This window comes from Mesorhizobium sp. M7A.F.Ca.US.006.04.2.1 (assembly GCF_004022915.1).
In the GTDB taxonomy this organism is placed as follows: Bacteria; Pseudomonadota; Alphaproteobacteria; order Rhizobiales; family Rhizobiaceae; genus Mesorhizobium; species Mesorhizobium ciceri.
This window is the reverse complement of the sequence record NZ_RZQA01000633.1, coordinates 1-3,828: the sequence shown is the minus strand read 5'-3', so window position 1 is coordinate 3,828 and position 3,828 is coordinate 1. Positions and strand designations below refer to the sequence as shown.

Genomic DNA, 3,828 nt, shown 5'->3' with positions numbered 1-3,828 from the left:
CGCCGCTGACACCGCCGATCGGTCCTATGCCAGCCATCGCCATCGCACTGCGGTCCTGAAAAAAGCTGACCGAAGTGACCGCGATCGGCCATAGAGTCATTTCCTGGGCGGTTGAGAAAATGCAGCGCGTTGACAGGCCTGGCTGCAGGCTGGAAACCAGCCGTGTGTTGCGCTTGACGACGTGGCCGGCCAGCATGGTCTGGACCTGCTGGCCGGGTTTCAGCACCGCCATCGCCGTTGCCGGCGCCGGCGTGACCAGATCGGGATAGAGAACGTCGAGCACACTGCGGGAAAATCGCGAGCGCTCGGCATCGACCTTTAGCCGGGTGCGCGCGGCCAGGAAGGCTACGCCATCGAGCAGGCGCTCGACATATGGGTCCGGACACGGCACCGTATCGAGGGAAAGATTGCGCGCCACCGCCGGATGCATGTCTGCGAATTCCGATGCAAGAGCGCGGATATGGCTCAGTTCCTCCTCGTAATATTCGACGAAGACCCGATCCATCTCAGGCCTCCCCAATTTCGGTCCGCGCCAAACCGTTGTCGAGATTGATCGTGGTGCGCAGGCGCATGCGTTCGGGAGTCGGGGTCATGATCAGAACGGCGTCTATCTCGATCTTCAGGCCGACGGTGTTGTCGCCAAGCGTGACCGTTACCTTTGTTGCGCTTTCCTTCAGGCGGGGCTCGAAGGTCGCGAGCACCATGCGGATCTCACGTGCCAACACCTCGCGATCGAAGTCGCGCGACGAGCGGCCCGAGAAGGAGGGCACGCCGTAATTGACCACGCTGCGGCGGACCTCCGGGAAATCGGCAAGCGAAGGGGGATTGTCCGCAACCTGTTCATTTTCCAGGTCGGAAAGAAGCGGCGTCGCCTCGAAGCGCTCTGTGTTGAAGAGCGCCTCGATGTCACGCCGTACCGCTTCCCTGAGCACGCGCGCCGATACCACCACGCCACGGCTTTCGATTTCGACGCGGTGCTGGGTCTGAACGGCCAACCGATGCAGACGGCGTTTCTGATCCGGTGTCAGTACCACATCGGCGTCGATGGCACGCGTGCTGCCGGCAACGAGTGTGTCGAGACGGTCCGCGCCAAGCTCGTCGAGCAGGACATGGCGCAGCCCGTCTATTTCCGAGGTCAGGCCCGGCAGATCATTGACGAGACGATCCCAAAGCGACGGCTGGACGGCTTCGCTTTTCGCCCGCAAGCTGCCAGTGGTCTGCTGCATGCCCGCGCCGGGTCGCCGAACCTCACTTGCCGACATAGACATCCATTTCGGCTTCATCATTGCCGTCATAGACGAATTTGATCTTCTTGTAGGCGAAGCTGACCTCTTCCTGGATCAGGTCTTCCTCATCCTCGGCCTGCGACATGTCGTATTCCATGATCGAGGCGTCGGTGAGGGTAACGACCAGGTAATCCTTGGTCTCGCCATCGATGGTCCGGCGGGCCGAGAACACCACCTCATCAAGGGCCTTGTTTTCGAACAAAGCCTTTTTCAGATAGGGCGATGATTTGTCGTAGTGCTTGGTGAATTTGATCATGCCCATGGAGACGCGGCCACGGCGTGACAGCGAATTGGGATCATAAGGTGCGACCATCTTGTAGTCGACGCCATGGATTTCGATCTCGTCATCGTGGCCGTCGCGGGTGCTGGGGCCTTTGATATCGGGAACCTTCAGGAAGCCATCAATCTTCGTAGTCGGCATTGTGTTTCTCCACCGCTTTCAAAAAACCAGGTTGTCGTTGCTGCGATCAAGTCTTAACGGACGGTAGTTCCGAGACCAGTCGGAGCGACGCGTTGATGCCCTCCAGCTGGTAATGCGGGCGCAGATAGAAGCGGGCATTATAATAGCCCGGCCGCCCCTCCACGCTGTCCACCTGGACCTCGGCGGCGGCAAGCGGGCGCTTGGCGCGTGCCTTGTCGTCGGCAAAGGCCGGGTTGGCCAGCACGTATCGATTGATCCACTCGGTCAACCAGATCTGCATGTCGGCGCGCTCCTTGAACGAGCCGACCTTGTCGCGCGCGATCGCCTTGAGGTAGTGCGCAAAGCGCGAGACCGGGAACAGGTAGGGCAGGTTGGCGCTCAGCCGCTCGTTCGACTGTGCATCGGGGTCGACCAGCCGCCCCGCCCGCGTTTCGTCGTCCTGCAGCGAGTGTGCTCCGATGAAGGCCGCGAGATCGGTATTCTTCCGGTGCAGGATGGGCATCAGGCCAAGCTTGGCCAGTTCCGCCTCGCGCCGGTCGTCGATGGCGACTTCCGTGGGACATTTCATCGCGATCGAGCCATCATCGGTCGGGAAGCTATGCACCGGCAGGTTGAGCACCGTGCCACCATTCTCCACGCCGCGGATCTGCGTGCCCCAGCCGAAAAGCTTGTGACTGCGGTTGATGTTGACGCCCATCGGGAAGGCGGCGTTCATCCAGACATATTTGTTGTGATCGCCCTCCACCTCTTCCTCGAAGGTGAAACCCTTCACCGGAACGGTATCGGTGCCGTAGGGCAGCCGCGCCAGGACGCGGGGCATGGTCAGGCCGATGTAGCGAGCGTCCTCACTCTCGCGCAACGACTGCCACGAGGCATAGGCGGGGTTGGAGACGATCTGCTGCAGGTCTTGCGGGTTCGGCAGTTCCTGCCAGCTGTCCATGCGAAATAGGCGCGGCGAAGCGGCCGCGATAAACGGCGTATGCGCGGAAGCGCAGATGCCGGAGATGTTGCGCAGCAGGCCGACGTCACGTGGGTGATTGGAGAACTCGTAGGCGCCGATCACGCAGCCGATTGGTTCGCCGCCAAGCATCGAATACTCGTCTGTGTAGACTTTCTTGAAGATCGGGCTCTGGTCCCACATCTGACCTTCATAGTCTTCAAGCGTATCGGCCAGCTGCTCTTTGGAGATGTTCATCACCCGGATCTTCAGCTTCTGATCCGTCTCGGTGTTGTTGACGAGATACCACAGCCCTCGCCATGTGCCTTCCATCTCACGCACTTCCGGCGCGTGCAGGATTTCGTTGACCTGTGTCGTCAGCATCTTGTCAATGCCGGCGATCAGCGACTTGATCGATTTGATGGCATTGGAAGAGATGGTCGTGGTGTCGGAACGGGACTGCGCCGCGAGCGCGAGATTGCGCACGAGCTGTTGCAGCTTCTCGCTGTCGTCCTTCTTGACCTTGAAATCTTTTTCGAGGAGTCCGCTGAATTCATCGAGGTTTATGGCTTCGGCCTCCGCGGCGACTGAGGCGGTCTTTTGCTGTTCGGCCATGATCATTCCCCAACCTTGTCGTCGTCGGCCAGCGCCTGGCTGGCAATCTTGCCAAGAAGCGGTTCGTTGTTCAGAAGCTGCGCGATGCGCTTTTCAGCATCGACACGGCCATCCATGAAGCCGAGCAATTCCTCGAGTTGTCGACGCATCTTGAGGATCTCGGCCAGTTGCGGAACTTGCTCGGCAATCTTGTCGGGGGCGAAATCACCCATCTTGGAAAATGTAAGATCGAGCGCCAGTTCCTCGTCACGCTCCTGGCCCTCGGCCTGCGGCAGCGTGTTCTTCACCCGCGCTTTGACGCGGGGGCCGAGCGCCTCCATGAATTTTGGGAAGCGGTTCGCGTCGGTCTCGACAAAGGAGCGGTCCAGCACCGACTTTGACGCTTCCTTGGTTTGCGAAGCACCGGCAAGGTCGGCCATCACGCCCATGACAAACGGCAGTTCGATCGTCGTCGGGCTGCCGTAGGTTTCCACATCGTAGGCGATCTGCACCCGCGGCGCGCGATTTCGTTCGATGACCTTGGCTTTGCTTTCGGCTGGCATGTGTTGTTACCTTTCATCCTTCTGAGC

General features: G+C 60.1%; 5 protein-coding genes. All 5 read right to left on the bottom strand.

Annotated features, from left to right (window positions below; all coding sequences use genetic code 11):
- Nucleotides 1–505, bottom strand: a 505-nt coding sequence (locus EN925_RS26900; protein ID WP_206632950.1) for a type VI secretion system baseplate subunit TssF, incomplete at its 3' end; no start/stop codon positions are given.
- Between the two features lies 1 nt (nucleotide 506).
- Complete coding sequence (gene tssE, locus EN925_RS26895; RefSeq protein ID WP_013525306.1) at nucleotides 507–1,262, bottom strand: type VI secretion system baseplate subunit TssE; 756 nt, start codon at nucleotides 1,260–1,262, stop codon at nucleotides 507–509.
- Complete coding sequence (locus EN925_RS26890; protein ID WP_013525307.1) at nucleotides 1,249–1,707, bottom strand: Hcp family type VI secretion system effector; 459 nt, start codon at nucleotides 1,705–1,707, stop codon at nucleotides 1,249–1,251. Before EN925_RS26890 ends, tssE begins: the two co-directional genes overlap by 14 nt.
- A 46-nt stretch (nucleotides 1,708–1,753) precedes the next feature.
- Nucleotides 1,754–3,259, bottom strand: a complete 1,506-nt coding sequence (gene tssC, locus EN925_RS26885; protein WP_024504477.1) for a type VI secretion system contractile sheath large subunit — start codon at nucleotides 3,257–3,259, stop codon at nucleotides 1,754–1,756.
- A gap of 2 nt (nucleotides 3,260–3,261) precedes the next feature.
- Nucleotides 3,262–3,801 (bottom strand): type VI secretion system contractile sheath small subunit, encoded by a 540-nt coding sequence (gene tssB, locus EN925_RS26880; RefSeq protein WP_013525309.1) that lies wholly within the window; start codon nucleotides 3,799–3,801, stop codon nucleotides 3,262–3,264.
- Nucleotides 3,802–3,828 lie beyond the last annotated feature (27 nt).